The sequence below is a fragment of the Verrucosispora sp. WMMC514 genome (assembly GCF_027497295.1).
Classification (GTDB): domain Bacteria; phylum Actinomycetota; class Actinomycetes; order Mycobacteriales; family Micromonosporaceae; genus Micromonospora; species Micromonospora palythoicola.
The window spans coordinates 3,305,455-3,331,606 of record NZ_CP114906.1 but is presented as its reverse complement, the minus strand read 5'-3'; the positions used below and the strand labels follow the sequence as shown (position 1 = coordinate 3,331,606).

Annotated in this window: 46 protein-coding genes; 43 read left to right on the top strand and 3 right to left on the bottom strand. The window is 71.1% G+C overall.

The features are described from left to right. Window positions 1–201 precede the first annotated feature (201 nt). A complete protein-coding gene (locus O7597_RS31770) occupies window positions 202–1,566 on the top strand; it encodes a site-specific integrase (protein ID WP_348650803.1) in 1,365 nt (454 codons plus the stop codon). Here O7597_RS31770 and O7597_RS15560 read toward each other — a convergent pair. Next, window positions 1,563–1,979 (bottom strand): hypothetical protein, encoded by a 417-nt coding sequence (locus tag O7597_RS15560; protein WP_281583124.1) that lies wholly within the window; start codon window positions 1,977–1,979, stop codon window positions 1,563–1,565. The genes O7597_RS31770 and O7597_RS15560 overlap by 4 nt on opposite strands. 175 nt (window positions 1,980–2,154) lie before the next feature. Here O7597_RS15560 and O7597_RS15555 point away from each other — a divergent pair, with 175 nt between their 5' ends. From O7597_RS15555 to O7597_RS15510, 10 genes are all read left to right on the top strand, one after another. Further along, window positions 2,155–2,439 carry a helix-turn-helix transcriptional regulator gene (locus tag O7597_RS15555; RefSeq protein ID WP_281583123.1) on the top strand — a complete coding sequence of 95 codons (285 nt, stop codon included), beginning with the start codon at window positions 2,155–2,157 and terminating at the stop codon, window positions 2,437–2,439. Further along, entirely contained in the window at window positions 2,436–2,732 is a 297-nt protein-coding gene (locus tag O7597_RS15550; protein WP_281583122.1) for a hypothetical protein, read from the top strand. The genes O7597_RS15555 and O7597_RS15550 overlap by 4 nt, the downstream gene beginning before the upstream one ends. A 243-nt stretch (window positions 2,733–2,975) precedes the next feature. Further along, window positions 2,976–3,209 (top strand): hypothetical protein, encoded by a 234-nt coding sequence (locus O7597_RS15545; RefSeq protein WP_281583121.1) that lies wholly within the window; start codon window positions 2,976–2,978, stop codon window positions 3,207–3,209. After that, window positions 3,206–3,433, top strand: coding sequence for a hypothetical protein (locus O7597_RS15540; RefSeq protein ID WP_281583120.1), 228 nt, complete (start codon window positions 3,206–3,208; stop codon window positions 3,431–3,433). The genes O7597_RS15545 and O7597_RS15540 overlap by 4 nt, the downstream gene beginning before the upstream one ends. Beyond that, a complete protein-coding gene (locus O7597_RS15535; RefSeq protein WP_281583119.1) occupies window positions 3,433–3,657 on the top strand; it encodes a hypothetical protein in 225 nt (74 codons plus the stop codon). The genes O7597_RS15540 and O7597_RS15535 overlap by 1 nt, the downstream gene beginning before the upstream one ends. Beyond that, window positions 3,654–4,016, top strand: coding sequence for a hypothetical protein (locus O7597_RS15530; protein WP_281583118.1), 363 nt, complete (start codon window positions 3,654–3,656; stop codon window positions 4,014–4,016). Before O7597_RS15535 ends, O7597_RS15530 begins: the two co-directional genes overlap by 4 nt. Beyond that, window positions 4,016–4,636: a hypothetical protein gene (locus tag O7597_RS15525; RefSeq protein WP_281583117.1), complete on the top strand. Its 621-nt coding sequence runs from the start codon at window positions 4,016–4,018 to the stop codon at window positions 4,634–4,636. Before O7597_RS15530 ends, O7597_RS15525 begins: the two co-directional genes overlap by 1 nt. Then, a complete protein-coding gene (locus tag O7597_RS15520) occupies window positions 4,633–5,061 on the top strand; it encodes a helix-turn-helix transcriptional regulator (protein ID WP_281583116.1) in 429 nt (142 codons plus the stop codon). The genes O7597_RS15525 and O7597_RS15520 overlap by 4 nt, the downstream gene beginning before the upstream one ends. Next, complete coding sequence (locus tag O7597_RS15515) at window positions 5,054–5,299, top strand: hypothetical protein (RefSeq protein ID WP_281583115.1); 246 nt, start codon at window positions 5,054–5,056, stop codon at window positions 5,297–5,299. Before O7597_RS15520 ends, O7597_RS15515 begins: the two co-directional genes overlap by 8 nt. Then, on the top strand, window positions 5,296–5,478 hold the full coding sequence (locus tag O7597_RS15510; protein ID WP_281583114.1) for a hypothetical protein: 183 nt from the start codon (window positions 5,296–5,298) through the stop codon (window positions 5,476–5,478). Before O7597_RS15515 ends, O7597_RS15510 begins: the two co-directional genes overlap by 4 nt. A 5-nt stretch (window positions 5,479–5,483) precedes the next feature. Here O7597_RS15510 and O7597_RS15505 read toward each other — a convergent pair whose 3' ends face one another. After that, the gene (locus tag O7597_RS15505; protein WP_281583113.1) at window positions 5,484–5,720 is read right to left on the bottom strand and encodes a hypothetical protein; all 237 of its coding nucleotides are present in this window, start codon (window positions 5,718–5,720) and stop codon (window positions 5,484–5,486) included. Between the two features lie 114 nt (window positions 5,721–5,834). Between O7597_RS15505 and O7597_RS15500 the strand changes: the two genes are divergently transcribed. From O7597_RS15500 to O7597_RS15405, 20 genes are read left to right on the top strand one after another with little or no spacing between them, the layout of a single operon-like run. Continuing rightward, the gene (locus O7597_RS15500; protein ID WP_281583112.1) at window positions 5,835–6,368 is read left to right on the top strand and encodes a hypothetical protein; all 534 of its coding nucleotides are present in this window, start codon (window positions 5,835–5,837) and stop codon (window positions 6,366–6,368) included. Then, a complete protein-coding gene (locus tag O7597_RS15495; RefSeq protein WP_281583111.1) occupies window positions 6,365–6,544 on the top strand; it encodes a hypothetical protein in 180 nt (59 codons plus the stop codon). The genes O7597_RS15500 and O7597_RS15495 overlap by 4 nt, the downstream gene beginning before the upstream one ends. Next, the gene (locus O7597_RS15490; RefSeq protein ID WP_281583110.1) at window positions 6,541–7,611 is read left to right on the top strand and encodes a hypothetical protein; all 1,071 of its coding nucleotides are present in this window, start codon (window positions 6,541–6,543) and stop codon (window positions 7,609–7,611) included. The genes O7597_RS15495 and O7597_RS15490 overlap by 4 nt, the downstream gene beginning before the upstream one ends. Before the next feature lie 14 nt (window positions 7,612–7,625). Continuing rightward, the gene (locus tag O7597_RS15485; protein ID WP_281583109.1) at window positions 7,626–8,852 is read left to right on the top strand and encodes a hypothetical protein; all 1,227 of its coding nucleotides are present in this window, start codon (window positions 7,626–7,628) and stop codon (window positions 8,850–8,852) included. Beyond that, window positions 8,849–9,061, top strand: coding sequence for a hypothetical protein (locus tag O7597_RS15480; protein ID WP_281583108.1), 213 nt, complete (start codon window positions 8,849–8,851; stop codon window positions 9,059–9,061). The genes O7597_RS15485 and O7597_RS15480 overlap by 4 nt, the downstream gene beginning before the upstream one ends. 20 nt (window positions 9,062–9,081) lie before the next feature. Beyond that, window positions 9,082–9,576: a hypothetical protein gene (locus O7597_RS15475; RefSeq protein WP_281583107.1), complete on the top strand. Its 495-nt coding sequence runs from the start codon at window positions 9,082–9,084 to the stop codon at window positions 9,574–9,576. Then, complete coding sequence (locus O7597_RS15470; protein WP_281583106.1) at window positions 9,573–10,121, top strand: hypothetical protein; 549 nt, start codon at window positions 9,573–9,575, stop codon at window positions 10,119–10,121. The genes O7597_RS15475 and O7597_RS15470 overlap by 4 nt, the downstream gene beginning before the upstream one ends. Continuing rightward, window positions 10,114–10,704 (top strand): hypothetical protein, encoded by a 591-nt coding sequence (locus O7597_RS15465; protein WP_281583105.1) that lies wholly within the window; start codon window positions 10,114–10,116, stop codon window positions 10,702–10,704. The genes O7597_RS15470 and O7597_RS15465 overlap by 8 nt, the downstream gene beginning before the upstream one ends. Then, window positions 10,701–11,357, top strand: a complete 657-nt coding sequence (locus tag O7597_RS15460) for a hypothetical protein (RefSeq protein WP_281583104.1) — start codon at window positions 10,701–10,703, stop codon at window positions 11,355–11,357. The genes O7597_RS15465 and O7597_RS15460 overlap by 4 nt, the downstream gene beginning before the upstream one ends. Further along, window positions 11,350–12,060 (top strand): hypothetical protein, encoded by a 711-nt coding sequence (locus O7597_RS15455; protein WP_281583103.1) that lies wholly within the window; start codon window positions 11,350–11,352, stop codon window positions 12,058–12,060. The genes O7597_RS15460 and O7597_RS15455 overlap by 8 nt, the downstream gene beginning before the upstream one ends. A 28-nt stretch (window positions 12,061–12,088) precedes the next feature. Continuing rightward, window positions 12,089–12,640 (top strand): hypothetical protein, encoded by a 552-nt coding sequence (locus O7597_RS15450; RefSeq protein WP_281583102.1) that lies wholly within the window; start codon window positions 12,089–12,091, stop codon window positions 12,638–12,640. Next, window positions 12,633–13,043: a hypothetical protein gene (locus O7597_RS15445; RefSeq protein ID WP_281583101.1), complete on the top strand. Its 411-nt coding sequence runs from the start codon at window positions 12,633–12,635 to the stop codon at window positions 13,041–13,043. The genes O7597_RS15450 and O7597_RS15445 overlap by 8 nt, the downstream gene beginning before the upstream one ends. Beyond that, window positions 13,043–13,387 (top strand): DUF4326 domain-containing protein, encoded by a 345-nt coding sequence (locus tag O7597_RS15440; RefSeq protein WP_281583100.1) that lies wholly within the window; start codon window positions 13,043–13,045, stop codon window positions 13,385–13,387. Before O7597_RS15445 ends, O7597_RS15440 begins: the two co-directional genes overlap by 1 nt. Beyond that, window positions 13,387–13,650, top strand: a complete 264-nt coding sequence (locus O7597_RS15435) for a hypothetical protein (RefSeq protein ID WP_281583099.1) — start codon at window positions 13,387–13,389, stop codon at window positions 13,648–13,650. The genes O7597_RS15440 and O7597_RS15435 overlap by 1 nt, the downstream gene beginning before the upstream one ends. Continuing rightward, on the top strand, window positions 13,647–13,850 hold the full coding sequence (locus tag O7597_RS15430) for a hypothetical protein (RefSeq protein WP_281583098.1): 204 nt from the start codon (window positions 13,647–13,649) through the stop codon (window positions 13,848–13,850). The genes O7597_RS15435 and O7597_RS15430 overlap by 4 nt, the downstream gene beginning before the upstream one ends. Before the next feature lies 1 nt (window position 13,851). Next, window positions 13,852–14,106 (top strand): WhiB family transcriptional regulator, encoded by a 255-nt coding sequence (locus O7597_RS15425; RefSeq protein WP_281583097.1) that lies wholly within the window; start codon window positions 13,852–13,854, stop codon window positions 14,104–14,106. Beyond that, window positions 14,103–14,540 (top strand): hypothetical protein, encoded by a 438-nt coding sequence (locus O7597_RS15420; RefSeq protein ID WP_281583096.1) that lies wholly within the window; start codon window positions 14,103–14,105, stop codon window positions 14,538–14,540. Before O7597_RS15425 ends, O7597_RS15420 begins: the two co-directional genes overlap by 4 nt. 27 nt (window positions 14,541–14,567) lie before the next feature. Beyond that, on the top strand, window positions 14,568–15,056 hold the full coding sequence (locus O7597_RS15415; protein ID WP_281583095.1) for a single-stranded DNA-binding protein: 489 nt from the start codon (window positions 14,568–14,570) through the stop codon (window positions 15,054–15,056). A gap of 58 nt (window positions 15,057–15,114) precedes the next feature. Continuing rightward, window positions 15,115–15,753 carry a hypothetical protein gene (locus O7597_RS15410; protein WP_281583094.1) on the top strand — a complete coding sequence of 213 codons (639 nt, stop codon included), beginning with the start codon at window positions 15,115–15,117 and terminating at the stop codon, window positions 15,751–15,753. Window positions 15,754–15,800: 47 nt separating this feature from the next. After that, complete coding sequence (locus O7597_RS15405; RefSeq protein ID WP_281583093.1) at window positions 15,801–16,466, top strand: vWA domain-containing protein; 666 nt, start codon at window positions 15,801–15,803, stop codon at window positions 16,464–16,466. Between the two features lie 303 nt (window positions 16,467–16,769). Here O7597_RS15405 and O7597_RS15400 read toward each other — a convergent pair whose 3' ends face one another. Next, window positions 16,770–16,988 (bottom strand): type II toxin-antitoxin system prevent-host-death family antitoxin, encoded by a 219-nt coding sequence (locus tag O7597_RS15400; protein WP_281583092.1) that lies wholly within the window; start codon window positions 16,986–16,988, stop codon window positions 16,770–16,772. Window positions 16,989–17,160: 172 nt separating this feature from the next. Between O7597_RS15400 and O7597_RS15395 the strand changes: the two genes are divergently transcribed. From O7597_RS15395 to O7597_RS15340, 12 genes are all read left to right on the top strand, one after another. Then, window positions 17,161–17,658: a hypothetical protein gene (locus O7597_RS15395; protein WP_281583091.1), complete on the top strand. Its 498-nt coding sequence runs from the start codon at window positions 17,161–17,163 to the stop codon at window positions 17,656–17,658. Beyond that, on the top strand, window positions 17,655–18,197 hold the full coding sequence (locus tag O7597_RS15390; protein WP_281583090.1) for a hypothetical protein: 543 nt from the start codon (window positions 17,655–17,657) through the stop codon (window positions 18,195–18,197). The genes O7597_RS15395 and O7597_RS15390 overlap by 4 nt, the downstream gene beginning before the upstream one ends. 226 nt (window positions 18,198–18,423) lie before the next feature. Further along, entirely contained in the window at window positions 18,424–19,659 is a 1,236-nt protein-coding gene (locus O7597_RS15385) for a hypothetical protein (RefSeq protein WP_281583089.1), read from the top strand. Next, the gene (locus O7597_RS15380) at window positions 19,656–21,020 is read left to right on the top strand and encodes a DnaB-like helicase C-terminal domain-containing protein (RefSeq protein WP_281583088.1); all 1,365 of its coding nucleotides are present in this window, start codon (window positions 19,656–19,658) and stop codon (window positions 21,018–21,020) included. The genes O7597_RS15385 and O7597_RS15380 overlap by 4 nt, the downstream gene beginning before the upstream one ends. Window positions 21,021–21,025: 5 nt before the next feature. Then, complete coding sequence (locus tag O7597_RS15375; RefSeq protein WP_281583087.1) at window positions 21,026–21,349, top strand: hypothetical protein; 324 nt, start codon at window positions 21,026–21,028, stop codon at window positions 21,347–21,349. Continuing rightward, the gene (locus O7597_RS15370; protein ID WP_281583086.1) at window positions 21,346–21,513 is read left to right on the top strand and encodes a hypothetical protein; all 168 of its coding nucleotides are present in this window, start codon (window positions 21,346–21,348) and stop codon (window positions 21,511–21,513) included. Before O7597_RS15375 ends, O7597_RS15370 begins: the two co-directional genes overlap by 4 nt. A 13-nt stretch (window positions 21,514–21,526) precedes the next feature. After that, complete coding sequence (locus O7597_RS15365) at window positions 21,527–22,507, top strand: DUF6085 family protein (protein WP_281583085.1); 981 nt, start codon at window positions 21,527–21,529, stop codon at window positions 22,505–22,507. A 3-nt stretch (window positions 22,508–22,510) separates the two neighbouring features. After that, entirely contained in the window at window positions 22,511–24,367 is a 1,857-nt protein-coding gene (locus O7597_RS15360) for a DNA cytosine methyltransferase (protein ID WP_281583084.1), read from the top strand. Then, a complete protein-coding gene (locus tag O7597_RS15355; protein ID WP_281583083.1) occupies window positions 24,364–24,639 on the top strand; it encodes a hypothetical protein in 276 nt (91 codons plus the stop codon). Before O7597_RS15360 ends, O7597_RS15355 begins: the two co-directional genes overlap by 4 nt. Further along, on the top strand, window positions 24,639–24,890 hold the full coding sequence (locus O7597_RS15350; protein ID WP_281583082.1) for a hypothetical protein: 252 nt from the start codon (window positions 24,639–24,641) through the stop codon (window positions 24,888–24,890). The genes O7597_RS15355 and O7597_RS15350 overlap by 1 nt, the downstream gene beginning before the upstream one ends. A gap of 3 nt (window positions 24,891–24,893) precedes the next feature. Then, entirely contained in the window at window positions 24,894–25,094 is a 201-nt protein-coding gene (locus tag O7597_RS15345) for a BldC family transcriptional regulator (RefSeq protein WP_281583081.1), read from the top strand. Further along, a complete protein-coding gene (locus O7597_RS15340) occupies window positions 25,091–26,149 on the top strand; it encodes a hypothetical protein (RefSeq protein WP_281583080.1) in 1,059 nt (352 codons plus the stop codon). The genes O7597_RS15345 and O7597_RS15340 overlap by 4 nt, the downstream gene beginning before the upstream one ends. The last annotated feature ends 3 nt before the right edge of the window (window positions 26,150–26,152 follow it).

Here is a 26,152-nt window from a genome sequence, read left to right as displayed (position 1 = left end):
CGCTCGCGTTGGTGCCCCCGGCAGGATTCGAACCTGCGACACACGGTTTAGGAATCGCTACCCGACCATGCCGCTGACCAGGGACGGAACGCTCCACCGCAGGTCAGAGGGGGTGCTGTAGCGACACGCAGCGACACCCAGCGGCACCGAACGACCACCATGTGACCCCATGGGGTCACGGATTTCGGTACCGTCCCGGCCGTGGCAACGATCGAAGACCGGGGCACCTCGATACGGGTCTGCTGGCGGCTCGGCGGCACCCGAGACGGGGCGCGCGTGTCCGCGCCGTTCGTCGGCGCCGACAAGACTGCGGTCCGGAAGCTGGCGGAACAGGCCAAGCGGCTCGTCGAGGCGTACCAGCATCGGATCACCCGCGACGAGGTGCTGCGCATCGTCCTCGGCGAGGAGGCCGCCCCGCAGCCTGGGGACATCACCCTCGCCGAGTGGGTCAAGATGTGGTGCGCCGACCGCACACCCGTCAACCCGGACACACCCGGCCTGGACGACATCCAGCAGGACACCCTCGACGGGTACATGCAGGTGTTGCGGCTGCGGGTGCTGCCGTACCTCGGCCACAAGCGGCTGTCCGAGCTGGCCGACCTCGACACGGGGGAACGGGCCCTCAAGGAGTGGATGCGGGCGCTGCGGGCGTCTCGGGTTCGCCGCTGCAAGTCCAACCCCGCCGGCCGTCCGATCTCCGCGCAGTCGGTGCGCGCCGCGCACGCCGTGCTGCACATGGTGCTGGCCGCCGCGGTGCCCCGGTACATGCCGCTCAACCCACTGGCCCGGCACGGCGGTTCGAAGAAGTCACGCACCGGCCTACCGAAGCCGGTCCGGTTCGAAGGCATGTTCCTCACCCCGGGTGAGGTGGAGCGGATCCACGCCCACTGTGACCGGCAGATCGCCGACATGTGGCTGGTGTTGGTGCGTACCGGGCTGCGGCTCGGGGAGCTGCTGGTGCTGCGCGTGCAGGACGTGACGGTGGAGGGCGACGAGCCGGAGGTCCGGGTTCGCCGGGCACTCAAGCATGGCGGGCGGATCGGGTTGCCGAAGTCGGCGACGTCGATCCGTGCGGTGACGGTGGACAGTGAGGTCGCCGTGTTGCTGGCCCGCCGCTGCAAGGGCAAGGGTCCGCGTGAGCTGGTGTTCCCCTGCCCTGGTAAGAAGTCGGGCGAGCGGACGTGGCGGGAGAACAACCTGTACCGGCGGCACTGGCTACCGTCGATCGCCGCGGCGATGCGGTGTGAGCAGCATCCGCCGCCGGAGCCGCCGAAGCCGGCCCGGGGCCCGCGCCGGAAGTTACGCCCGGATGAGGTGTCGACGTGCGGGTGCCCGGGGGTGCTGCGCCGCCGGCCGCGTCTGCATGACGGCCGGCACACCCACGCGACGGACCTGATCCGGGCGGGCTGGGAGCTGCACGATGTGCAGAAGCGGTTGGGGCACGCAAGCCCGTTGACGACGCTCACGATCTACGGACACGCCTGGGATGGGCCGAAGCGTGCGCAGCTCGACGAACTGGCGGAGCGGCGACGGCAGCGGCTCATGGCGGACGACGAGGCGGCCTAGACGGCTTCGCCGCGGGCGTCGCGGGCAGCGGCGCGGACGGCCTCGACCTGTTCGAGGGTGATCCGGGCGAGGTCGCGTAGGTGGCGGGGCAGCGTGGGGTCCGCGGCGATGGCTTGCATTTCGTCGGCACTGGCGGCGCGGGCCGCGTCGAGGTCGGCTGGCGCAGGTAGGGGTTCGGGGTCGCCGCCGTTGAGGATTTTGTCGATGCTGCCGGGTGTCCAGGAGAGCGCGGTTTCGATGCCGCGTTTGGACAGCGGCCGGATGTCGTGGGTGTCGTAGCGGATCGCGCGCAGTGTCTCTTTGTTGAGGTCGGCGCGTGCGGCGACGTCGATCCACCGGTAGCGGAGTTGTATCCGGCGTTCGTCCATCAGTTGCGCGAGTCGTGTTCGCGCTTCATTGCCTGTTGCGGCCACGCGGCTCATCGTGGCCGATGCGTCGAGGCAGATCAAGGCAGACGTGCCCGGCAGTGGGTCGTTTCTCACCCGTTCGTGGCGTTCACCTCATCCACCCGGCCAGGTAGGGCCAGATAAGAGCAGGTTTCCGCCTGTTTCTGTTGTCGTCTGTCTAAGTCTGCCTTAATCTGACCTCGTGCCCACGACCCGCCCAAACCGGCGCAGAGCCGGCCACACCACCAAGGTCAACGGTGCTGCCATCCGGACCATCCGGGAGCGCACCGAAATGAGCATCGGCGACGTCATCGCGCACCTGGACCGCGAAGGCATCCCCTGTCACCCCGACTACCTGCGCAACATCGAACTGGGCCGCCGGCAGCCCTCCCCCCGGCTGCTCGGCGGTATCGCCCGCGCACTCGCTTGCCCCAAGCGGGCACTGCTCGCCGACCCGGACGCCGACGTCGAGGAGCCGGCGGCATGAGCATCGACATCCCCGACCGGCCGCTCACCCTCCCCGAGGTCGCCCAGGTCACCGGCCTGTCCCTGCGGATGCTTCAACGCGGCTGCCGCGCCGGCCGCATCAAGCACACCCCGAAGGGTGAAGGCACCGAGCGGGTGCACCGAATCATGTACCCGCAGCAGGTGCGGGAACTGCTCGAGTCCCGCCAGACCGGCGACACCCGCCCCGCCCAACCCGCCGCCGTCGACCCGATCGAAGAGGCCATCGCGGCAACCCGGGCGCTGCACACCCGCCAGAGGCGGCGGACCGCGTGAACATCCGCCCCTACACCAGCCACCCGCACGCCACGGGTGAGGCCGACCGCGCCCGGCTAGCCGTCGACACCGCTCCGACCCTCGTGGTGCCGACGCGAAGCCCCGACCGTTTCGCGGCGGTCGGGGCAGGCGCGCACAGCAAGGGGGCCGCCCCCGGATAGGGGACGGCCCGCCACGCCCTCGCCGCCGGACGTGACCCGACGCGAGGTGTCCACCGGAACCACACCTGAGGAGGAGTCCCGGATGAACCCGACCGTACCGCACATCGACAACGGCCCCAGCAGCGAGTTCGACGACAACTGGCTGCCCGCCGGCCACCCCGTACCCGAAGAGACGATCAGCCGCGCCGAGCTGGTCGACATGTTCGGCACCGTCAACCCCGACCGGTTGCCGCCGTACACCCTCGTCGAGGACATCGACGCGGCCCGCCGCTACGCGGCCGAGGATGCCGCCGCCCCGCTGGCCGGTGCAGCATGAACGCCCGCCGTGCCCTGAGCGTCGTCCGGTCCGTGCGGACGTTCCGCGCGTTCCGCACCAGCGAGTTCGCCGCCTGGTTGGGCCTCGTCCAGCCTCGTGACCATGCCACCGAGGAGGCGGGTTGGCAGCGGGAGGACCGCCGCGCCAATGCCGCCGCCGCCGCCGTGCTGCTGGTGGTGGCCGTCCCGGTGGTGTTGGTCGTCCGCGCGTGGCTCGGCCTGTGATGACCGCCCTTCCGGCTGGCGTGGGGTGGCTGGGCACGGTGTTGCTGCCCACCACCGCCACCGTCGGCTCCACCTACCACCGGCCCGGCGCCGCCGGGTGTGAGCGGGTCGGGGACGTCGAGTTGCGGGCGCAGCCGGTCGTGCTTGCTTTGGGGATCGCCGGTCGACCGTGTGTCGACTGCTGGCCGCCGGTCGCGGAGGCCCCGGCGGTGGTGTCCCGGTGATCGGCTGGCTGATGCGTAACGCCCCCACCGTCTACGTGGTCGGGTCTGTCGGCGTTGCGGTCGGCTCCGGCATCTTGTGGCACCTGGCGGTGGAGTGGCGGCGGGTCATCGTCGCCCGCCGGGAGCGCCGGGCCCGCTACGAGGCCGACGTGTGGGCGGCGAAGAACCGGCACCCCGCCTACCGGGCGGCGGGCCGGTCAGTGCGACCGGGTCGGCTGGTCCGGACCGTACGCGCCCTGTCTACGGTGCCGCGCCCCCGTGTCGCACCCGACCAGATGCCGTGGACTGCCGCGTCGGCCGGCTCGTGGCCGCTGCCGCTGGTGTACGGCACGGACGTCCCTGAGCAGAGGGGACACTGATGCCGGTCGCCCTGCTCCCACCCGTCACCGGCGGCTCTCACCGGTTCCCGGATGCGGTGCCGCTGACCGAGGGGCCGCGGTTCGTGCGCGGCCCGCGTAGCGGCCGTTGGCATCGTCCGCGTGCCGCCGTCCGCTACCCGGGCCGGCTGGTGTGGGCGTTGTGGTGCGGCCCGCACCTGTTCGACACCGAGCAGGTGCCAGTGCTGCGCTCCGATGAGACGCCCGCCGACGGGCCGGTGTGCGGAACCTGTGTCGGTCGGGCGTTGGGTGCCGGGCAGGACGAGACACCGACCGGCCTCGGCGAGTTGGTGTTCTCCCCTCGCTGGCAGGAGCCGCCGCGCCGCTGCCCCGGGTCGCGGGCGTGGGACATGTTCGACCGACCCGACACGGCGCACGGGTCCGTAGGTGCGTGCCTGGCCTGCGGTGACCTGGTGGCGGTGCGGTCGATGGGCGGGCCCTGGAATCCGTACGCCGCACCGATCGAGCATGTTCCCGGGCCTGGGTTGGTGTCGGCGTGTCCGTTCCACGCCTGGCAGCACATCCGCCGCCGGCCGGACGGTCGGGCGGGGTGTGTGTGCGGGTGGCACGACGAAGCACCGGCAGGCGGTGACGGACGATGACCGGTGACCTGCTGCGGGCGTTCGGCCAGCGGGTACGCATCCTGCGCGCCGAGCGCGGCCTGACGCAACAGCAGCTCGCCGACGCGATCGGCCTCACTCGCACATCCGTGACGAATATCGAGGCTGGCCGGCAAGAGACCCTTGCGACGACCCTGGTACGCCTCGCTACCGCTCTCGACGTGGTCCCCGGCGCCCTACTCGACGGGCTCGACGGCACAGCACCGGCCGCGATGCCGTGGCTGGAACTGGCGCGTGCGGTGACCGCCGCCGAGCGGGAGCACCGGACCCGGGCGGAGAGCTGCTGGCGGGCTCACGACGTCATGGCGGCGGTCCGCCTGCGTGGAATCGCGGACGGGCTGGCCAGGGCGCGCGACCTGCACGCCGAGGTGGTCGCCGCCACCAAGGGTGGTGATGGCCGTGGCTGAGCAGACTCCCGAAACGGCACGGCAGGCGCAGATGCGTTGGGGTGTCGCTGGCGCGGTTTTCTGCTTCGCGGGCTCTGGGCTTGCGTACGCCGGTCACGGGATTCTCGGCGGCCTGGCGCTCACTGTCGGGCTGCTCTGCTGCTGCCAGGCTGCCGAGCTGAACGGTTGGCGTCAGGGCTGGCTCGCCCGGGAGCGGCGGGTCGGCCCGCCGCCCAGCTCGGGCGGTGAGGGCCGGTGAACTGCACGGACCAGATCGGGGCCGGTCTGACGTTGATCGTCGGGTCGTTGTGGCTGGACGCGATGCTGCTGCCGGGTGCCGGGATTCCGCTGTTCGGGTTCGGCCTGGGCTATCTGGCGGTCGGGTTGTGGCGGGCGGGCCGGCTGGTCACGCAGGCGCGGGGCGGTGGACGCCGGTGAGCCGGTCAGGAGCCGGCCCGCGCGCCCTTCGGCTTGGTCAGGCCAGCGTTCTTGAGGATTCGGCCGACGTGGTTGCGGTCGTACGGAACCTCGTCCTGGATTTCGGTTGGCCGGTTGCCGGTGCGCCGCGCCTCGATGATCGCGGCGGCGAGTTCGTTTCGCTCTTCTTCGTGTTTGCGGACGCGCGCTGCGGCGCGACGCAGGCGGGCCATCGCGGCGTCCTTGGCGGCGTCATCAGTCATGCCGGCGAGTATGCCGCATTTGGTTGCAACATGTCACGCCAACCCTTAGGGTTGCATCATTAGGTTGCAACGTCAGATTGCAACACAGAGGGGGTATGACCTGTGATCGCGACGATGACCGCGACGCGCACGTACCACTGCGTCGTCTGCGGCACCGACATGGCCGTCCCCGGCTGCTGCGACGCATGCCAGGCCAACATGGACGCCGAAGCAGCCGCTAGGCACGCCGCCGCTACCCGGGCCCTAGCCGGCGACCCGATCGCCGAAGCGATCCGCGCCCACCTCGCCACCCTCACCGCCACAGACCTGCGGGCCGCCGAACACCGGGCGCAGATCCGCACCGGCAACGCCGAGCGCGGCGCGATGGACACCAAACGGCTCGTCGACCTCGGCACGCTGCCGCAGGCGTCGTTGGACGCCGCCAGTGACGAGGTGGAGGCCGCCCGGCTGACGCTCCGGCTTGTGCACGAGGCGCAGCAGGCCGAGTTGCAGCGCCAGCGCGAGGAGGAGACGCCACTTGAGTGCGCGCTGTGCGGACCGGCGGGATCGGATGGGCCGCCGTGTGATGAGTGCACTCACGGCGGCCGGGAAGCGCCGTACCACTTCGGTGAGATGGAGTACCGCCGTCCGCAGCAGGTGCAGCCGTGACCGCCCCGGCTCCCGTTTTCAACGAGCCCGGCAACGGCAAGCCGGCCGGCATCCCCTGCCCGTACTGCGGGGTCCGGGACATGCCCGGCCTGCTCGCCGGTAGCTGCGACTCGGCTGACTGCCGCACCGCGTACCTCGACGACGACCGCGCGATGGAAAGGCTCCTCGACCAGTGACCGTCACCGCCGAACCGGCCACCACGCCCGCATCCGTGTTCCACGGTGTCGAGGAAACCGACGACAACCGCTGGTATCTGATCGATGACCTGCGGCTTGTCTCCGCCTCGACGGTCGCCGGCATCATCGACAAAGAGGCCCTGAAAATCTGGGCCGCGAAGCTCGCCGCGCAGGCCGCCTTCGCCGAGTTGCCCGCCGTGGTCATCGCTTCCCGGATCAAGCCGTGCGGCAACACCGGCAGCAAGTGCAGCGGCGAGGGCGGCCACGACTCGCAGGAACGATGCGACCGTTGCCCGTGCCTGGAATGCAAGGCGTGCATGACCGCCTGGCTGGCATCCCGGCACGTCGACCACACCCGCCGTCGCGCCGACGAAGGTACCCGCGTTCACGACGTCGCCGAATGGTGGGCGCTGCACGGCGAGATCCGGCCGTACGACGAGGACATCGCCCCGTACGTGAAGTCGCTGCTGGCGTTCTTCGCGGAGTACGGGCTGACCCCGGATGACTTCCTGGTGTCTGAGGCGATCGTGGTCAACCGGGAAGACGGCTACGCCGGCACCACCGACGGCATCATCATCATCCGCGCCGACCGGACCGACGCCGCCGCGAAACTCGTCTCCCGCGTGACCGGTATCCCGTGGAAGCAGGCGAAGAAGCGCGGCATCACGGTCGTCCTGATCATCGATTTCAAGACTCGTGAGGGCGAGGGTCCGCAGTTCTACGCCCCGCAGGCGTTGCAGCTCACCGCATACCGGCACGCCAAGACGATTCGGATCAAGAACACCGACATTGAGCAGCCGATGATCCCCACCGACGGCGGGATGCTCGTGCAGCTCCGCCCGGACGGGTTCACCGCCCGGCTGGTCATGACCGACGAGGACACCTACCGGCGCGGTTTCCTGCCGACCCTGGCCACCGCGACGTGGGTGTTCGAGCACGGCCCGGCCGCGATCAGCTCCCGCACGTTCGTGCTCCCGGAGACGCTGGCCGCCCGCCGCCGCAAGGCCGCCCGCGACGCCGCCACCACGGGCGACGCCCCGCAGACCATCACCCACCCCGCCGCGTGAATCGAGGTACCCGCATGCCGATCAAGGAATTGCAGCGACGGCTCACCCAGGTTGGGGTCATCCGTCTCGGCCAGCAACTCATGTCGAAGAACAACAAGCCGTACCCGTCGAAGTTGGAGACGCTGCGGTTCACCTCCCCGTCGAAGGCGATCGTGGAGGCCGCCGCCGCCCAGTTCGGCGGCACCGTGCAGCCGTGGGCGTCGTCGGTCGGCCCGCAGTTCGAGGTCATCACCAACGCGCGGGAGATCCGGGTGCTGGTGCCGCAGCAGCAGATCGACCCGAACTACGAGCTGTGGGGCAACGGGTTCCGGCAGCGCATGTGCGACGGCGAGACGGAGCGGATCAGCCAGAAGGGTTGCCTGTGCGCGCCGGTCCGTGCCGCCGCGCAGGCCGCCGGCCGGAACCTCAAGCCGGGTGAGGTGTGCAAGCCGACCACCCGCCTGTCGGTGATGGTCGCGGACATCCCGTCGCTGGGTGTGTTCAAGCTCGAATCGCACGGCTGGAATGCCGCCGCCGAGTTGCCGATGCTCGCCGAGGCCATCGCGAACGCGCCGCGTCCGATCCCCGCCCGGTTGGAGGTGCAGCGGCGGGAAAAGAAGCTGTACCACCCGACGAAGCCGGCTGCCGAGCAGATCGAGTCGCGGGTGTTCATGGTGCCGGTGCTGCACTTCGACTTCGTGACCCCGGCGCAGGCGTTCTCCGGGCAGATCGCGGCGGCTGCGGCTGCCGCGACACAGCGGGAGTTGGTGGCCGCGCAGCTCCAAGCGATCGAGGCGAGCCCGGCCGCCACCGGTCCGGCCGGCGATGGGGAGAAGTTGACCCCGGCGGACGTGGTTCGGCTGGCCCCGTACACGAAGACGGTCGACCAGTTGCAGGCGTTGTGGAAGGACGCCCACAAGGACGGGGCGTTGACCGACGAGGCGGCGGCGGTGCTCAAGGCGCGGGCCGCCGAGTTGGAGAAGGCACGCCAGCGGCCCGCGACCCCGGATGAGCAGCCAGCCGAGGCGGAGCCCGCAGCAGCAGAGTCGACGGACGCCGAGGCGGTGTCCGGGGAGGTCGAGTCGGAGCCGGACAAGAACGCCCTGTGGGTGCAGATCCAGGCGTTGGCCGGGGCCCGGAAGTGGAACGCCGAGGCCCTGGAAAAGCGGATCTACGAGCGGTTCAAGCGGACCAGCGACGAGATGACCGGCTGGGACATGGCCGCCTTCATCTCCGCCGTGGCGAAGGGCGAGATCCAGTGACCGCCGCCGAGGCCACCGCCGGCCGCCGTCGGCACACCCAGCAGATCGGCTTGGCGGCGCACTTCCGGCGGCTCGCGCACGAAACGGAGACCAAGGCCGCCGACGGTGACGCCACCGTCCGGGATGAGGCCGCCCGGGAGGCCGACGAGCTGCGGCGCCGCGCGGACGCCATGACTGGTGAATGGCCGATGCGGGCGTGGACGTCGTGAAGCGGTCCCCAATCAGCCCGATGTCGCAGCGCCGCCGTGCCGAGCTGGCGGCAGCCGGTAACACCCGCCCGTGGTCGACACTGACCGGCGGTGGGCTCAACCGGTCCGGCACGCTAGCGCGCGAGGCGTTCAAGCCGGCCCGCCCAGCAGACACCGGCCCGGACGCAGAGACGGTCGCCGTGGTCGTCGGCCGGGACCAGGGGCAATGCGTCCGCTGCGGCCGGTACGTCCTGAACGGTGAGCGCGGCTGGGACTGGTCGATACAGCACCGCCGGGCAAGGCAGGGCCGCGACCTGCGGCCGGACACGAACACCCCACCGAACCTGATCCTGCTCTGCGGGTCCGCCACGACCGGCTGCCACGGCTGGGTGGAGACGAACCGGAACGCCTCCCGCCCGGACGGGTGGGCGATCCGGCAGACCGACGTCCCGGCCAGCGAGCCGGTCACCCACTACCTGTACGGGCGGGTGCTGCTGACCGCCGACGGTTCGTGGACTCCGGCGGTGGCGGCATGAGCGACTTCCGGCTGATCGTGACGGGCTCCCGGTCGTGGGACGACATCGGCGTCTTCGACCGGGAGGTGTCAACGGTCGCCGACGCGGCCCGATATAGCGGCTGTGACCGGCTGGTGGTGGTGCACGGTGCCTGCTACCCGCCGATCGCCCGGCACCCGCTCGACCCGGCTAACGGTGTTCGGCCGCTGCGGTCGGCGGACTGGCTGGCCCACCTGTGGGTGCAGCACCGCGGCCCCATGCAGCCGCTCCCGGTGGTGGAGGAGCCACACCCGGCGGACTGGAAGGCCCCGTGTCGTCCGGAGTGCCGCCACGGCGGCCGGCGTGTCCACGGCCGCACCTCGTCGTGCCGGGCGGCCGGCGACTACCGCAACACGCACATGGTCAGCCTCGGCGGGGATGCCGGGCTGGCGTTCTGGGACGGCCGATCGAAGGGCACCCGCCACTGCATCCGCGCCATGGAGGCCGCCGGCATCCCCGTCAAGGTCATTCGCCCCACTGTCCACAACGTTATCCACAGCCCTGAGGAGACCCGCACCCATGGATGAGACAACGTACGCACCCGCAACCGAGGTCGAGAAGGCCGTCTTCCGGGTGATCGCCGCCGACCGGTACGCCCGGGAGACGGACCCGCACGCCGACGCCGAATCCGAGCATGCCGACGAGCTGCTGGCCCACGCCTGCCGCGACCTGGTCGACGCCGTCTACACCGGTGACCCCCGGGAGTGGCCGGTCGGTTGGGCGTGCGGGGAGGTCGGCACCCGGTTCCCGGAAGACACGGAGCCCATCGACACCGCGCCGTGCCGGCTGCGCCCCGACCACGAAGAGGCGCACGACTGGGCGGCAGCCGAAGACGCCGCCGAGGCGCAGCGGATCGCCCTCGCGACGCTGCGCACCCAGGCCGCCGCCGCCGCCGCGTACCGCGCGGCGCTCATCAGCGCCCGTGACGGCGTCAATCAGACCGACCGTGCCTGGCACGCCGGCCGCGCCGTCATGATCCGCCGGCTCACCACCGACCTTGCGGAGCGGGCCGGGCTGCGGGTGCCGGACTGGGAGCAGATCGAGCAGGAGGTGCCGGGCTGGGACGCCGTGCCGGTCCCCGACCAGACGGACGCCGAGGTGCCGGCATGAGCACGGAGCGCGCCTACTCGACCAGCGACCCGGCGACCGTCGCCGCCTTCCGGGCGTGGGAGGAGGAGTACAACGCCACCAGCCGGCGCGGCTGGACCTCGGCCGGAGAGCTGGGCAACAACCGCGGCCCGCTGGTCGTCGCCGGCCGGGCATCCGCTCCCCGCGTCGTCGGCCTTGCTGCCGACGACCCGACCAACCCGCCGCCCGGCTGGCGGTACTCGAAGCGTGACGAACACCTGGTGCCCCGCAACGGCCGCGTCGGCGAGCCGGCCCGGCAGTGGCTGGAAGCGCACCAGCCGCCCGACCTGCGGGCGATCCTCGAAGCGCACGGCCTGCCGCGTACCTGCAAGCCCGGTGAGGGACTTCCGCTGGTTCCTCGCCGTCCCGGGCATCTTCGAACACGACGGCACGGTGTGGGCGAAGTACGGCAACGAGCCCGACGGGGTGTGCACCTGGGAGCCGCGCCGGCTGTCGGAATGGCACGCCGCCCGCGACGCCGCGCAGACCGCCGGGGCGCCGGCATGAGCGGGCAGCAGCGGAAGCCCCGCAACCGGCTCGGTGCGGCTGACGTCGCGGTCGCCGTGACCCTGTGCGTGACCGTCGCCGTGGTCGCCGGGATCTGCGTGTGGGGGGCGGTGCAGATCCGTGGCTGACCCGCGTACGGCGGCCCGTGACGCCGCAGCCGCCTTCAACACCGCCCACTGCCCCGGCACATGGGTCCGCTACTGGCCTGCTGGCCGCAGCGCGCCCTTCACGTACGGGTGGACCACCAGCAGGGCATGGGTGATCGAGGACCACCTTCCCGTGGTGGAGGTGTCCGGCGAAGACTTCCGCGTCATCCTCGCCAACGTCGAGCCGATCCCCGTCCAGCCCGACGGCATCGCCGACGACGAGCGGGAACTACCGGCTCCGACCGCCGCCGCGCACCGGGTCCGCGAGTTCATCACCGCGTGGGGCGACGGGATTCTCGACGTCACCCTCGAAGGGCACCCGCTGTACGCCCGCGACCTCGAAGCCCTGTCCCGGCACGCCGCCAAGGTTGCCGAGCTGGTCGACGACCTGTTCCTGGTGTGGTCGCACGAGGCGGGCGCTTGGTGGGGTCCGGGTGGTCGCGCTTACCGGCACGACATCACCCGGGCGGGCCGGTTCACCGCCGACGTTGCGCAGAGCCACGCCCGTACCCGTACCTGGCCCGCCGACCGGAAAACCCCGCCGGAGGTGGTGATCCCCGCGCCGCCGCTGGCGGTGCTCGCCGACCCGGCCCGCATCGAGGCGTGGACCGATGAGCAGATCCGGCAGGCCACGGCGGCGCGGATCGCGGAGCGGCGAGCCTCGATGGTGGAGGTGCCGCTGTGACGGCCGCCGACGCGCGCACGGACGGGGCGTGGGACTGATGCCGCCGAAGGCCCGCACCCGCCCCGCAGCCGCCAAACCCCGCAACCGGGAGGAAGACAACCTGCTCGGCGCGGCGTTCGACGTCGCCAAGCACCGCCGGCTCCTGGCGTTCCACCCGCTGCCGGCGCAGTTCTCCGACGGCCGGCACGTCACCGCCACCCAGGGCGACACCGGCTGGCCAGACGCCGTGTTCGCCGGCCCCGGCGGGCACATCATCCGCGAGTTCAAAGCCACCAAAGGCCCCGTCAAGCCCGAACAGAAGCGGTGGATCGACACCCTCGCCGCTGGTGGCGCCGATGTGGCTGTGTGGCGGCCCGGTGACCTGCTGTCCGGGCGTATCGAGCGGGAGTTGCGGGCTATCGCGAAGCCTCGCCGCACCTTGGCCGCGCCGGGTGGTGTCAGCGCGGACGCGATCGACGCGGAGGCGTTCCGGGCCGCGTTGGAGCGCATCCGGGAGGCGGACCCGACGAGCCCTGCGGCCCGGATCGCCACCGACGTACTCCGCCGGCACGCCGCAAGGGAGGTGGCCGACCGTGGCTGACCCCGGCCTGTTCGACGCCGCCGCCTACCAGGTTGAGCCCGCCCCCGTGGAGAAGGTGTCAGCAGACCGTCGCCGCGCCCAACGCCAGGCGGCAGCCATCGCCGCCGGCTGGCACCCGCTCGGCCTCGCCCTCGGCCGGCACCTGCGCCTGCACCCCGACGCCCCGCGCAGCGACGACCGGACCACGCCGGGGCCGCGCTGCGGCTCCTGCTGGTACCGGGAAGTCCTCGGCCACCACAACCGGTCATACGGGAAGTGCACCGTCGAGGACGGGGCACGGATCAGCAACGGCGCAGGCACCGACGTGAGGCGTTGGTGGCCGGCGTGCCGGGACTACTCGCCCGGCGACCCGCAGCTCAGCGCGGACGCGGCCCGGTACATCCCCGAGGCGGTGCATGCCTGATGCCGCAGCGCATCCACTGGACCCGGTTCGCCGGCACACCGCTGCCGCCGAACACCCGCCTGATCACCCGCCGGTCCCGGTTCGGCAACCCGTTCCGGGTGTGCGACCACCGCACCCAGCAGCAGGCCGTCGACCAGTTCACCCGGTTCCTGAATACCCGCGACGTCCACCCGTCGTGGCTGTGCTGCAACCGCGCCGACACGCTGCGGGCGGCCCGCCGGTACCCGTTCGCGCGTCACATTCGCGCCGAGCTGGCCGGCATGGACCTGGCGTGCGCGTGCCAGCCGGGCACCCCCTGCCACGGCGACCCTTTGCTCATCGTCGCGAACGGGGGTGGGTGCTGATGTTGCGTGACCTCGCCGACGGCACACCCGTCGCGTTCACCGCCTGCACCCGCGAACTGTCCGCCGGCCGGCTGGCCGAGCCGGTCCGGGCCATCCGCGCCCCCGGTTTCCGGCACGCCGCCTTGGCCCGGGTGTGCCCGGTCCACCTACGCGAATCGTGCCTGGACACGTACGAGTCCCATCGCAGGCTGGCCGGCTGGTCGGTGTGGACGTTCCTGCGGTGGCGGAGGCGTTACCGCGCGGCGAGGGGTGAGGTCCGGTGAGGGGCCGTGGCAGTTCCGCGCGGACGACGTGCCCTGCGTGTCCCCGGCAGGTCGCGGTCGCCCGCACCACGGAGCGCATCCACCCGCACAACGACCCCAGCACCGGCGAGCGGTGCGCCGCTACCGGCCAACGCATCGACCTGTACGGCGACGCCCCGGCGGACGCCGACCTGAACCCGCACACCGAAGGAGTGACCTGACATGGATTGGCGACACCACGCGGTTTGCCGCGACGAAGATCCAGAACTTTTCTTCCCGGTCGGCACGTCCGGCCCCGCCCTGTTGCAGATCGAGCAGGCCAAGGCCGTCTGCCGCCGCTGCTCCGTGACTGACGAGTGCCTGCGATGGGCCCTCGAATCCGGGCAGGACGCCGGGGTGTGGGGCGGCATGTCCGAGGAGGAACGCCGCGCCGTGAAGCGCCGCGGTGGGCTCCGTGTCCTACGGGCCGCGTCGTGAGCAAGGAAGGTCGCACAGCCATCGAGCAGGTAGCCCTCGACGGCGCCCTGTACTCGGTGTGGCTACACGGGAACTGGTACCAGCTGACCCGGAATATGACCAGCGAGCAGCGGGAAGCGGCGGCGACCGCCGTTCGCCGACACGAGGAACTGACCCGCGACCCCGATGAGCCGCTGATCTTCGACCCCGACCTGTGCTGGTGGGACCGCGCGTACCGGCACAACGTGTACGGCGTCGACACCTGGCGGCTCGGTGCGGGGGCAAACGTCATCGTCCAGACACCCGACGGCGGGATCGTCAGCGGCTGGGTAGAGCAGCGCGGCGCTCAGTCGATCCAGCTCGCGTGCGGCGTCTACGGCTTCGGCCAGGTGCTCCGCGTCGTGTCCAGCCCATTCGATCAAACCCTTGCGCGTCTCGACGCGCCCACCACCTGACCACCACCACCGAAGGAGAAACCGATCATGGCAGGAGATACACAGATCACGGTCGTCGGGAACCTGACCGACGACCCCGAACTGCGGTTCACCCCGTCCGGGAAGCCCGTCTCGAAGTTCCGCATCGCCTCGACGCCCCGGTTCATGGACAAGGCGTCCGGGGAGTGGAAGGACGGCGAGCCGCTGTTCATGCCGTGCACGGTGTGGGGGCAGCCGGCCGAACACGTCGCCGAGTCGTTGCAGCGCGGCGCCCGCGTCATCGTGCAGGGCCGGCTACGCCAGCGCTCGTACGAGACCCGCGAGGGCGAGAAGCGCACGGTTATCGAGCTGGACGTGGACGAGGTCGGCCCGTCGCTGCGGTACGCGCAGGCGAAGGTCCAGAAAATGTCCCGCTCATCCGGCGGTGGCGGGGCTCGGGGTGGTGTCGATGACGACCCGTGGGCATCCGGGAGCCCGGCGCACGGCCGGTCCGGCACCGGTGGCGGCTCGAACTTCGACGAGGAACCCCCGTTCTGATGCGCCGCCGTCCTGAAACCACCCGCCCATACCCGACCCGCCCGCGAAGGAGCCCACGATGATCACCATTCCGACGGGGGAACTCACCGGCATCCTCGCCGACTGCATCCCCTTCGTCTTCCCCGACTCCGACCTGCCCGCCATCAACTGCGTCCGCGTCGAATGGGACGGCGACATGCTCCACGCCCTCGCCACCGACCGATACCGCATCGCTTGGTCGACGTGGCACCCCGACGACGACCCCGACATCGAGTCCCAAGACGACCTGTTCACCACCTGGGGCAGTGCCGACGACCCGTGGACGGCCACCATCACCCTCGACGACGCCAAAGAGCTGGTGAAGGTGTTCAAGCTGCCCGCCAAGGAGCAGCGCGTCCCGCTCACCGTCGAGTTCGCGGGCGGGCAGGTGACCGTGCGCCGCGACCGCGACACCGGCTACACGGCGCTGCGGCTCGACATCCCCGACCAGTTGGCCGAGTTCCCCGACGTGCGGAAGCTACTCGCCGACGGCGACCGGGTCGAGCCGGTGCCGGGGCTGGCGTTCAACGCGAAGTACCTCGCCGATTTCGGCAAGGTGCGGCAGCGGGCAGCCATGCAGTTGTCATTCACCGGGTCGAAGACCCTCGCGCACGTGGCCATCGGTAAACGCTTCACCGGCGCGATCATGCCCGTCACCGAGGGCGCGGAAGCCGCCTGAACCACCACCCCAACCCGCAACCCAACCAGAAAGATCGAGGTACCCGCATGTCTAAGCCTGTCACTTTCGTCCTGCTAATCACCGATGAGTCCGGGTCGATGTACGGCCTCGCTGACGACGTACGCGGCGGATTCAACGCCTACGTCGAGGGCCTACGCGCCGACACCGAACGCGACTACCGGCTCACCGTCGCCCTGTTCAACCACACCTACCGGCTGCTGTGCAACGCCGCATCGCTCACCGACGTGCCGGCCCTCGACCGCGTCAACTACCGGCCCGGCGGCAACACGGCCCTCCTGGACGCGGTCGGTAAGACCGTCGCCGACTTCGAGCAGGCGACCGTCCTCGCCGATGACGCCCGGGTGCTGGTGGTGGTGCAGACCGACGGTGCGGAGAACGCATCCCGCGAGTACACCCGCGACGGCATCGCCGCCCTCATCCGGGAGCGGGAGGCGACCGCCAGGTGGTCGTTCGTGTTCCTCGGCGCCGGGCCGGACACCTGGCGGCAGGCACGCGGCATGGGCTTCGACGCCGCAACGACCGTCGCCATGGCCAGCACGGGTGACGCCACGCAGTCCAGCTACGCCGGCCTGGCCACGGCCACCCGCTCCTACTCGCGCGGCGGGTCGGGTGCCGACACCGCGGCGACGATCGCCACGTCGACCGGCGGGCGCACGGTCGCCGCCTCGCCGAACTCGGACGACACGAACTGACCGGCCGGTGGTGGCGTCGCCTGGGGAGGGGCCACGCCACCACCGCCAGCAATGAGGGGGGTGTGAGGTGGGGTATCCGCGTACTGCGGTGTTGCAGCGGCCGGTGCCGGTGCCGGGTTGGGTTCGGCCGGAGCCGCCGACACATGGCTGCGGGGTGGGGCGGGTGCCGTGCGGGCAGAAACCGGCACGGCTGTTCCCGTCGGGCTGGCACTGCGCCGAGCACGAGCCGGTGGGCAGGGAGGGCGGCATTCGGCCCGACGTCGTGGCGGCGTCGGGCTCGTCGGGTGGTGCGGGGTGAGGCGGCTAGCTGGCGTCGGCGTCCGGCTTCGCAGGTGGGGTCCAGTCGTCCCACGGGTCACCCATCAGTTCGGCCGCCTGCTTGTACCAGGCGGCGGGGACGAACAGGCCCACGGGCGTACTGCGTCGCAGCAGCACGGGGTGCTCGCCTCGTTCGACCGCCTTGAGCAGGTCGCTGAACTTCTCGCGTGCCTGCTGGGCACCGATGATCGGCCGTTTCGCCATGTCGGCAGTGTACGGCCCTCCGTACGGCTCACCTTGCATCCGCTGTTCGGCGGCCTCGATCATTTCGCGGCTCCTTGCGCTGGAATGTAAGCCTGAGTGTAAGGTTCAGTGTACGCTAGACCTGTCAGGGTTCGTTGACCTGCACAAACGTCGACCACAACGGAGGCCCCGAGTGCCCACAGACACCACCCAGTCGGCAACCAAGCGGACGCTGCATCCGACCAAGACCCGTATCGCCCTGCTCGACGAGGTGCGCGCAGGCAACGTCTTCCGCAACGCCATCGGCGACTCGTACATCGCCGCCGGCCGCAAGGTGACCGCCGCGATCCGCGAGATGGAGCGCGCCCGCTGGGTCGAGCAGGACGACAGCCGGCCCGGCGACTACTGGCGGCCGACCACGACCGGCCGGGAAGTCCTCGACGACCAGGCCACCCGCTACCGGGTCGAGTTCCCCGACGGCATCGGCCGCAAGCTCGACGTCGCCCCGCTCGGCCCGGTCGTCTCCGGCCCGAACCACCAGGGCCGGATCGCCGAAGCGGTGTACCGGTACGCCAGCCGCTTCCTAATCTCCCGGCTCATCGCCGTGGACGTGGACCTGGCCGCCGGCAAGGGTTGGATTGAGGGCGGCCGGTTCGGCACCTTCACCGTCACCCGGGTTGGTGTCGAGTGACCCGCCTCGCCGCGCCGGCCATCAGGCCAATGCTCAACGTCGACTCGTTTAGCCAGCCCACCGGCTCGGCCCGCACCAACGAGACGCTGACCGCCCTCGCCGCCGCGCAACGCCTCATCGCCGAACACGACCTACCCGTTCGCGACATCGACATCGCCGCCGCGCAGCCCGGTGCGAAGCAGTGGAACCCGGACGTCGAGCCCGGCAGCGGCGTCAACGGATGGACACTGCCGTCGCAGCCGACGATCCGCGTCCACCTGTACGTCGACCTGGACGGCTTCTACCGCTGGTGCACGCACCTCGGCGCGGACCGTATCCGTGTCGAGCGGCACCGCTTCCACACCGCCATGGACATCAGGGTTCGGGCCGAAGGGCTGACCTGGTACGTCACCGCCCACCTGGGCCGCCCCGCGAAGCCGCACCCGCACCTGCCCGGCATCCCCGCCCCGTGGGAGCGCGCAGGCGGCCGGCTCACCGACCACGGCGTGATCAGCCGCGACGACCTGCGGACCGTCCTGACCACCCTCGGCGTCCTGTAGCGCCCCCTGCACCTGCACAGACCGCACCACCCGGAACGGAGCACAACGTGACCCACCACGCACCCACCCGGCCCGGCTGCCCGCCGGCCACGCTCGGCCACCCCCGGCCGGGCACCAACCCTGCGGGGGTGCGCTGATGGCACGCAACTACGCCCAAATCTTCACCGCCATCTGGCGTGACCCGCAGTTCGTCGCCCTCGACGCAGCGGCGCAACGGGCGTACCTGATGCTCGTCACCCAGCCGAACATCTCGGCCGTCGGGCTCCTCCCCCTGACCGTGCGCCGCTGGGCCAAGCTCGCCGCCGACACCACCACCACCAGCCTTCGCGCCGCCATCGACCGCCTGGACCGCATCGGCATGGTGGCGGTGGACGAGGACACCGAGGAGTTGTTGGTCCGGTCGTTCACCCGGCACGACAACGGCTACCGCAACCCGCGCAGGCAGCCGTCGATCCGGGACGCTGCCGCCGAGGTGGAGTCGCCTCGGGCGCGGGAGGTGCTGGCGGTCGAGTTGGTGCGGTTGGGGTGCCCGCCGTGGATGCCGGATATGGCTGCGGTGTCGGGGGTGACGCCGGAGGCTCCCGCGCCCGGGGATGGCTATGACGACCCCCCGGCGGTCGATGAGTTTTGGCAGGTCGATAGCCATTCCGATAGCCAAAACTCCGAGCCGGATTCCATCGACGGAATGGCTATCCCGTCAGCAACGGCGCGTACCACAACCCCCAACCCCCAACCCACAACCCACAACCCGGCCGGCAAAAACCCGCCGGCCACGCCGGACGGCCGAATCGTCACACCCGGCTACCTCGCCGACCCGCCACCCCCCACCACGACCAGAACCAACACCCCGCCCATCGCAGCCAGCCAACCCGGCCTGTTCGGCACCAACCAGATCCGCCTCACCGCCCGCCAAGAGGTCGTTGGCGACTGGCTACGCCTCAACGGCTATCCCGCCGACGACGCATTCATCAAAGCCGTCGAGCTGCGCGTCCGCCGCGCCTTCCCGTCGAAGCCGATCGGCTACATCCGGGCCATCGCAGGCCCCGACGGCTCTGGGTTCGGTGAGTTCGCCAACCAGGCACTCACCGAACGTGGCGAAGCGACCGAGAAAGCCATTCGCACGTTGGAGGCCACTGAACCGTCCTGCGAACACGGCACCCTCGCCGGCCGCGCACCCCACCCCACCCACGGTGCCCCGCTGTGTCCGCACTGCCGCATCGGTGCACCCGCGCCCGCCGATACGCCCACCACCCACCCGGACGTCGTCGCTGCACTCGGCGCATACCAGGCCGCCTACCGCGGACCGACGATTCCCACCACGACGCTGATCGCCCTCACCCAGCAAGCCGAAGCGCTCCGCCGGGAAGGGATCCCCGCCGACCAGTTGACCACCCTCGCGAGTGTCGCCGCCGCCGCCGGTGGTGGCCTGCTCGCCGCTGCCCGGAAGGACCCCACCCGATGATGGCCACCGCCGACCCCCACACCACCGCCGCCGCTCCTACGTTCGACGTCGACTCCGAACGCGCCCTGCTCGGGTGCCTGCTGCTGGCCGGCACCCACGACCGGGCAGACGATGCGATGGCCGAGGTAGAAGACCTCGACCGGGGAGTGTTCTACCGGCCCGCCCACGGGGACTTGTTCGACGCGATCCTCGCCGCGTGGAAGGACGGGAAACCGATCGGGCCGGCGTCGATCGGGGCGATCCTCGCAGACGCGGATGCGTCGGCGTTCCAGCGGCTCGGCGGTGCCCCCTACCTGCATACCCTGCTGGCGTCGGCGACGACCGTGGCGCAGGTGCCCCACTACCGGGATCGGGTCCTGGAGTGCGCGGGCCGGCGTGACGTGCAGGAGGACGGCGTCAAGCTGGTACAGGCCGCTTCGTCGGGGGTGAGCACCGAGAAGCTGGCGCAGATCGCCACCGAACTGGCGGAGAAGGTGACCGCCCGCCGCCGCACCCGCGACAGGGACCTGATCGACCTCGGGTCGCTGATCAACCCGGCGTTGGATGACATTTCCACCCGCCTGCACCGGCCGAAGGGCATCACGACCGGCTACTCCGACCTGGACGCCGTTCTGGGCGGCATGAACCGTAAAGAGCTGATCCTGTTTGCCGGCGCTACCGCAATGGGCAAGTCGATCGCTTTGGTCGACGTCGGCCGCCACGTCGCGATCCGACTCGGCCTCACCGTCGCCCTGTTCTCCCTCGAAATGGACCGGGGCATGGTGTTCGACCGGGTCCTGTCCGCCGAGTCGGGCGTGCCCCACCGGCTCATCCGCGATGGCCTTCCCGACAGCGCACCCGAGTGGGGGCCGATCATGGCCCATATCGGGCCGATGGCGAACGCCCCCCTGTACGTGTCCGACCGGGCTCCGCTGCGGGTCGCTGACATCGACGCCTGCTGCCGCCGGCTCAAGCGCAGCGTCGCCCTCGACCTTGTGATCATCGACCACATGCATCTGCTGCTACCCAGCAGCGACCGCATCACCGACGCCACCGCGAAGATCGCCGACATCTCCACCGGATGCAAGCGCCTCGCGATGGGTCTCGACGTGCCGGTGCTCGCCGCCGCCCAGTTCAACCGAGCCCCGGCGGCACGCATGGACAAGACCCCGCAGATGTCCGACCTGCGGGGCGCGTCGAACATCGAGCAGGACGCCGACAAGATCGTGCTCCTGCACCGGCCCGACTACTACGACCCGGACAGCCCCCGCCGGGGCGAGGTCGACCTGATCGTGGCCAAGAACCGGGCCGGTCAGACCGAAACGGTAACTGTCGCCGGCCAACTTCACCTGTCCCGCTTCCGCGACCTGGCCCGGGTGTGACCGCCATGCAGTGGGAGCAGATCACCGCCGCAGACCCCCGTATCGCCGCGCTCGCCGCCGCAGCCGTCGGCGCAGTGCTGGACGGAGAGAACCCGCACCGGGCATACAGCGACGCAAAACCGTACATCGAAGTGTTAGTTGGCCTGCGGGTTGCTGACCCGACGGCGGGACGCCCGCCGACCGCGTTGCGCCGCCGCTACGCGCAGGCGATCACCGTCGCCGAGGCGGGGCCGGATGTCGCGTGGCCGGACGCCCGACGCGTCTACGACTTGGCATGCCGGCAGATCCTCGACCTGGCGGTCGGGGCGGCCGAGTGGAGCATCGCGTGACCGCCTGTCACGTCTGGCTGGCCCGGGACTTCCTGATCCGCCACCGCATCTACGACGACCTGCCGCCGGCCTGCGCGCATCCGGCCGAGGACTGCCCACCCCACCACCTGCCCGCCGAGCCGGCCCCTCCCGGCGGCACACCTGAACCCGCAATCGCAGCCTGAGGAGGCACCCACGATGACCGACACCACGACTGAAACCCTGATCGGACCACTCACAGCCACCGAATGGCTCTCCATGCGCCTCGGCGGCCCCGACGACTTCCTGCGCTGCTGCCACGAAACCAGCGACATCCGCGACGCCGTGATCCACACCCTGCGCATGGGAGCCGATCCGGAACACGACGTGTGGATGCGCGAGGTGTGGCCGCTGGTCGAGTCCCACGACCTGACCGACCACCCGATCATGCGGAAGCTGCACGCCTTCTACGTGGCGGGCAAAGCACCGCTACCGCCGGCCTCGGCGCTCGCCGAGATGCTGGCCGTCGACCCGGGCTACATCGACAGCATGTTGCAGGCGGTACCGGACGTGTTCGACCTGACGGAGCATTCGGGTCGGATGGCGGCGCTCGGCCGGGTCGCGCCGAGGGTCGCGCACGTCCCAGACCCGGGCAGTAGGTCAGCCTGTGTGGCGGCGCTGGCCGAGCTGGTGCGGATGGACGACGTAGACGTTGCGCGGGTGGTTGACGCGTTCCGGGCCAACGCTGGCCTACCTGTCGACGTGCCTGCTGTTGCGGCACCGATAACCGAGCAGCACAGCACCACCGAGGCCGCGACGACGGCCACCTTCGACGACTACGCCGCCGTCGCCGACGCACTCAAGGCCGCGCCCGGCACCGGCGAAATCTGGCGGGACCACCACGGCGACATCACCGGTGAGCCGATGTCCCTGGCCCGGGTCGCCGTGGACGCGCTGATCGCCGCCGGCTGGGAGCGGCCCGCCGACGACGACCTTCGCCACATCATCGAGCTGCGCGCCGACGGCTGGACGATCAAGCACCCGCTGGCCTGCCGCCCGCGACTGTTCGACTGTCCCGTCAACCGGGCCGCCGAACGCTCAGCCATCAGCCCGGCACGGCCGGGCCGGTACGTGTGCACGGTGGACGACGTCAACGGGTTGCTGGCCGTCGGCGAGCGTGTCGACCAGGCCGAGGGCTGACCGGTGGCCGCGACAACCGCCCGCCGGAGGGACAAGGCCAAGCGCCGTACCGCCGTTCACCGGCCCGCTACCCGCAGACGCCGGTTCGCCCATGACGACCTCATCGCCGTCGATCTATTTAGCGGCTTCGGTGGACTCACCCGGGGCATCGAAGCCGCCGGATTCACCACGATCATGGCCGCGAACCACAACGCCTACAAAGTCGAGGTCCACGAAGCCAACCACCCGAACGCCGAACACTGGCTCGCCGACCTCGTCGACCCGGAAGCCTCCGACTACCACTCGGCCCGCGACCTGCCCGCCGCGGACATCCTCGTAGCCGGGGTGTCCTGCGTGAACCACACCCAGGCCAACACGCAGAAGGCGTACGAGCAGCGGATGAGCCTGTTCGACCTCGACGACCCCGAGTTCGAGGCGCGAGTGACGCGTAGCGAGAGGGACCGGGCCACCGCCAACTGCGTGCTGCACTACGCCGAGCAGCACCACCCGCGCATGATCCTGGTCGAGTGCACGACTGAGCTGACGTCGTGGGGCCCCGCCATCCCCGGCAAGCCGACGATCGGCGACGGAACGACCTACCGGTGGTGGCTCAAGCAGTTCGTGAGCCTCAACTACCGGTACAAGGTGCTGTACCTCAACTCGATGTTCTTCGGCGTACCGCAGTCGCGGAACCGCATCTACATCGTGTTCTGGGACGCAAGCCTGCCCACCCCGGACCTGGACCACCGGCCGCCGTCGTGGTGCGGCCGATGCTCGGCGATCGTGCCGGCCGTCTGGTCGTGGAAGACCGGCATCCCCCTGACCGGGTCGGTGTCCTACGGCAAGCAGTACAACTACCGGTGTCCGCGCTGCCGCGTCGAAGTCATCCCGCCCATGAGCCCGTCGATCAACGCCCTCGACCTCACCAACCTGGGTACCCGCATCGGCGACAAGCCGGTCCGCAAGCACCGCGACGGCTCAATCGGGCCGCTCGCCTTGGCGACGCTGGCCCGCGCTGAACGCTGCCGGCAACGGTTCGTCGACTTCCCCGCCATCCTCCTGCCCAAGGTGGCAGGCGGAGCGGTCACCGGGCAGGTGATCGCCGCGCACCGGCACAACGGCGACGGCCAACACATCGGCCGACCGATGGACACCGTCACCACCACCCACGAAAAGGCGCTGCTGCTCGCCGCGGTCAACAACTACCAGGGCAGCCCACGCGGCGTCTCCGAGCCGCTGCCGACGCAGGGCGGCTCGGAAACCCTGGGCGTGCTCACCGCAGGGGTCACCGCGAACCGGGAGAACGCGACCAGCCGCAGCCTCAACGAGCCGATGGCCACGATGGTCGGCAACGCCGGCTCGGGCGGCATCGGGCTCCTGTCCACCGGTGTGGTGCCGTTCCGCCGCAACACCGTCCCGACCACGCACACCGAACCGATGCCGACCGTCACGGCCGCGCAAACGCCCGGCCTGCTCACCGCAGCGGGAACCATCAAGAACAACGGGTGCGCGGGCGAGGCCAAGTATCGGGCACACCCGGTCAGCGACCCGCTCGGCACGGTCACCGCGCAGGGCGCCGGCCAGGCCGTGTTGTTCTCCGGCTGGACCGAACAGGACGACACCAGCGCGGTGGACGCGGAGTGGCGGGCCGCGCTCGCCGCTGTGCCGCTGGAGGACTGCTATTTCCGGATGCTCGCCCCGCACGAGGTGGGTCGGGGCTGCGGCTTCGACGTCGACTTCCCCGGCCACCAGGGCAGCTTCGTGGTGTGGGGTTCGGCGCGGGACCAGATCGACGGGTACGGCAACGCGGTGAGCCCGGAGGTCGGCCGTTGGATCGGTCTGCGGCTGCGCGCCGTCCTGCACGGCGAGGTGGCGGCATGACGCCCGAGGTCGTGACCCTGTGGCGCTGCACGGTGTGCGGGAAGTGGTCCCACGCCCAGCGCCGCCCGAAGACCCACGAGCGGTACGTGGTCACCGGAACCGAGATCGTCACGGAGATGGAGAGCTGGGACACCGGCGCGTACATCGACATCGAGGTGCCGGCCGGCGGGTTTCAGCCGTGTGGGCCGTTCGCCCGGTGGGAGGCCCGCCGCGTGGAGGAGTCCCCGAACCCGCCAACCCACGTACCCGCCAACCGGAAGGAGTCTCACTGATGGGGATTCAACTTCTCGTCGCGCTCGCCTGCGACAAATGCGGCACCCGCTGCCCGCTACCGCCCGAAGCGCAGTGGGACGCCCGGACCGCCCGGACCGCCGCCGAACGTCTCGGCTGGCAGGTCGTCGGCGGTCGTCGCGGCCCCTCAACGGACCGCTGCCCCGCCGACCGGACCGTACCGCCGCCGGGCCCGGCCCCCGACGCGCATTTCAACCCGCCCCTACCCGTACCCGCTGCTGTGAAGGAGTGACCGATGGAACCTGTTGAACTGCCCGGCGGGCAGCTTATGACCCCGGGGGAGGTGGCCGCCCTGTTCCGGGTCGACGTGAAGACCGTCGCCCGGTGGGCGAAGATGGGCCGCCTGTCGTCCACCCGCACCCTCGGCGGGCACCGCCGCTACTTCACCGCCGAGGTGCGGAGCCTGCTCACGACCGAACGGCGGGCAGCGGCGTGACCGGCCAGCCGGACACCGCCGAGCGGGTGCCGCCGGAGGTGGAGGTCGAGCAGTGGCGGGCCGCGTTCGGCGGTGGGGCGTTGGCGAACGCCCGCCGCGTGCTCGCCGAACGGGACCGGCTGCGGGCCGAGCGGGACCATCTCGACGAGATCCGCCGCCAGTTGCAGGCGGAGAACGACGGGCTGCGGGCCGACAACGGCAGCCTCCGGCGGGGCACTACTGCGTACGTCGCCGAGAACGCGCGGCTGCGGCAGGCCCGTGACGGCCTTGCGGAGTGGGCGACGGACGCTGTGGTCAAGGCCAGCGAGGCTGGCTACGCCCTGGCGGTCGGGCGGCTGCGCGATGACGACCGGTACCGGGACTGGTGGTCGGCGTCGGGCGTGAAGCCGGACGGTCCGATGCGCCGGCACCTCGCGGACTACCTGGAATCGGTCGGCCCGGACGGCGTGAACGTGCGGGCAGCGGAAGGCCCGGAGCCGGCCGCGGCGGGCCGCTGCGGGGACCGGCTCACCTCACCGCCTGCCGTGCTGGCGCCGCTCGCCCCGATCGTGTGTGCACTGCCGCACGGGCATACGGGCTGGCACCGCTCCGACCAGGGCACCGAGTGGACGAACACGTCGGACGGCGAGGCTACCCGGGCGGATGACGAGCCGGCAGGCGTTGACCTGGGCGACCCGGCCGGCTACGAGATCGTCGCCCGCCGGCTGCACCGCGACCGTCTCGGCCAGTTCGTGTCGGGTGTGGTGCTGGTGTCGGCGGTCAGCGAAACGGCGACGTTGAGGGAGGCGTTCGACGAGCTGGTGCGGGCGCTCGGCCCGGCGGCGGACGTGGAGCCGCCCGTCTCCTCAGTCATCGCCGTCGACCCCATGCTCGCCCGCTCGGCTGACGGTACGCCCCGCTACGCCCGCGCCGCCGGCCATCCGGCGGGCGGGGACTGGGTGCGTCTGTGTACCGGCTCGGGCCGCGAGTACGAGGGCTATCGCGACCCTTCGTGTCCGGGCGATGGGGTTGCCGGGCACCTGCACGACGTCCGCTGCGTCAAGCGGGTGGGCTGACCG